Consider the following 2671-nt stretch of genomic DNA (forward strand, 5'->3'; position numbering starts at 1 on the left):
GGAATATTGCCGATGGGCTCCAGAAGTCGTCGATTGTTGAACCAATCCACCCATTCAAGCGTGGCGAACTCCACGGCTTCGAAGTTGCGCCRTGGTCCTCGCCGATGGATGACCTCGGCCTTGTAAAGGCCGTTGATCGTTTCGGCGAGAGCGTTGYCATAGGAATCGCCAACGCTGCCGACCGAGGGCTCGATGCCCGCCTCCGCCAGCCGCTCGGAATACTTGATCGACACGTATTGGGCAGATTCAACCGGTCGCCGCAACACCTTGAAAGTAGGAGGTGTTAATGGTTACGGGAAGACGGAAGTCAGAGCGTTCAACGCGGCAAAAATTGTTCTCGCCAGGTCGGCCACCGGTGTGGCAGCGTGAGAACCTGTGTCGGTTCTGGCGAGAAGTGGCGGCGGGCTTGTCCAGCGAGGATGCCGCCGTGGAAGCCGGCGTCTCTGCCCCCGTAGGGAACCGATGGTTTCGGAGTTCTGGCGGCATGCCTCCCACTCATCTCTCGCCCTCAGCCATGCCACTCAAAAGCAGAAGCCTGACGTTCCGAGAGCGAGAGGATATAGCATTGGAATGCGCTCGGGGCACAGGCGTCCGTGCGATCGCGCGGAAACTGGGGCGATCGCCCAGCACAATATCGCGCGAGATCAGGCGCAATTCGGCCACACGCGGTGGCGACTTCGACTATCGCGCCATTACCGCGCAGTGGCATGCTGATAGGGCAGCACGACGGCCGAAAGCTTCAAAGCTTGCAACCAATCCAGCACTTCGTGACTACGTTCATGACCGGCTTGCAGGCCTCATTGCCACACCAGGCGGCATCGCCTTTGACGGGCCTGTCGTGGTATGGAAAGGACGACGGGCCGTTCATCGGCAAAGTCGACGTTGGTCCACAGCCTGGAGTCCGGAACAGATTGCGCGGCGTCTGAGACTGGACTTCCCCGAGGACTCGACCATGCGTATCAGTCACGAAGCCATCTATCAGGCGCTTTACATCCAGGGCCGCGGCGCATTGAAGAGAGAACTATCGGCCTGCTTGCGCTCTGGACGGGCGCTGCGTTTGCCTCGGGAACGTGCTCGTAACCGCGACAAATCCTTTCTTGGTGATGCACTGATGATCAGCGACCGACCCGCGGAGATTGGCGACAGAGCGGTGCCTGGCCATTGGGAAGGTGATCTCATTCTAGGTCTCGGCAGCTCAGCCATCGGCACCCTGGTCGAACGTACGACACGGTTCACAATGCTTCTGCACCTGCCGCGCATGGAACGCTACGGGAAGGACAAGTCCGTCAAAAACGGACCGGCTCTTGCCGGGCATGGTGCCGAGGCTGTGCGCGACGCGATCGCCGGGACCATCATGGAGCTACCGGCGCATCTTCGGAGATCATTGACCTGGGATCAGGGTGCGGAGATGGCTCAGCATTCTCAGCTCCGTATCGACACTGGCCTTGAGATCTACTTCTGCGACCCTCAAAGCCCGTGGCAGCGCGGAAGCAATGAAAACACAAACGGCCTGCTACGGCAGTACTTTCCGAAAGGCACCGACCTCAGCCAGCATGGGGCCGATGAACTCAGCGCCGTTGCGCATGCGCTCAACAGCAGGCCTCGGAAGACGCTGGACTGGCGCACGCCTGCGGAGGCTCTCGACGGGTTGCTCAAATCAGATATGATCGAAGGTGTTGCGGCGACCGGTTGAATCTGCCTTGCACGCCCCTGTCGGAATGGTGGACGAGCCCGCCGCGATGGATGGGCCGCCGATCATGAAGTGCCTGGTCCAGAGCGTCGAGGACGAAACCCGCATGGGCGGTACGGCTTGCCCGCCAGCCGACGATGCGGCGGGCGAAGGCATCGATGACGAAGGCCACGTAGACGAAGCCCTGCCAGGTCGCGACATACGTGAAGTCAGAAAGCCAGAGCATGTTCGGCGCGGGAGCCTTGAAGTGGCGATTGACGCGGTCGAGCGGACATGGGGCAGTCTTGTCCGACACGGTGGTTTTGACGGGCTTGCCGCGAATGATGCCCTGAAGACCCATCACTCTCATGAGCCGTGCGACGGTGCAGCGGGCAATCTCAAAGCCCTCCCGCTGTAGCTGCCGCCAGACTTTGCGCACGCCATAGACCTGGAAGTTCTCGTTGAACACCCGGCGTATCTCGACCTTCATGGCGACATCATTCCGGGCGCGGGCCGCCAGGCGGTCCACGTCCATGCGCTTGGCRATGACCTCATAATAGGTGGACGGGGCAATCGGCAGCAGTCTGCAGATCGGCTCGACCCCGAGCACCGAACGATGTTCGTCGATGAAGGAAATCATCGCTTCAGTGGGCGGTCGAGCTCCGCCTGGGCAAAATACGCCGACGCCTTGCGCAAAATCTCGTTGGCTTGACGAAGCTCGCGGTTCTCCCGCTCCAGTGCCTTCATCTTCTCCGCAACATCGCTCGGAAGGCCGGCTCGCTTGCCACTATCGACCTCGGACTTCTTTACCCACTCATTGAGCGTGTGTGCCGAGCAGCCAATCTTGGCCGCGATCGAGGAAACAGCCGCCCATCGCGAAGAATGTTCGGCCTCATGTTCCGACACCATTCGAACGGCGCGGGCGCGGACTTCAGGGGAAAATTTGTTCGTCGTCTTGCTTGTCATAGACCCTACTTCTCACGAGTTGGGGTCTCCGGCAAA

At 60.5% G+C, this 2671-nt stretch carries 1 protein-coding gene, 2 pseudogenes and 1 other annotated feature; of the genes and pseudogenes, 1 reads left to right on the forward strand and 2 read right to left on the reverse strand.

Translation table 11 applies throughout. From position 1 onward, the window contains the following. Positions 1-242, reverse strand: a pseudogene (locus AC1DYF_RS40155) (integrase core domain-containing protein); the annotation flags it as partial. A 44-nt stretch (positions 243-286) separates the two neighbouring features. Between AC1DYF_RS40155 and AC1DYF_RS40160 the strand changes: the two are divergent. Further along, positions 287-1693 (forward strand): IS30 family transposase, encoded by a 1407-nt coding sequence (locus AC1DYF_RS40160; protein ID WP_477884500.1) that lies wholly within the window; start codon positions 287-289, stop codon positions 1691-1693. 7 nt (positions 1694-1700) lie between these two features. Here the strand turns inward: AC1DYF_RS40160 and AC1DYF_RS40165 are convergent. Next, positions 1701-2578 (reverse strand): annotated as a pseudogene (locus tag AC1DYF_RS40165) (IS3 family transposase); the annotation flags it as partial. Then, positions 2235-2351: a sequence feature (AL1L pseudoknot), on the reverse strand. It overlaps the preceding pseudogene by 117 nt. Positions 2579-2671: the final 93 nt, after the last annotated feature.

The organism is Rhizobium sp. P2_G9 (assembly GCF_056403475.1).

What these genes read in the sequence shown, in the direction of transcription:
- AC1DYF_RS40160 (WP_477884500.1), top strand. Translation starts at nt 287, where the DNA reads ATGGTTACGGGAAGACGGAAGTCAGAGCGTTCAACGCGGCAAAAATTG.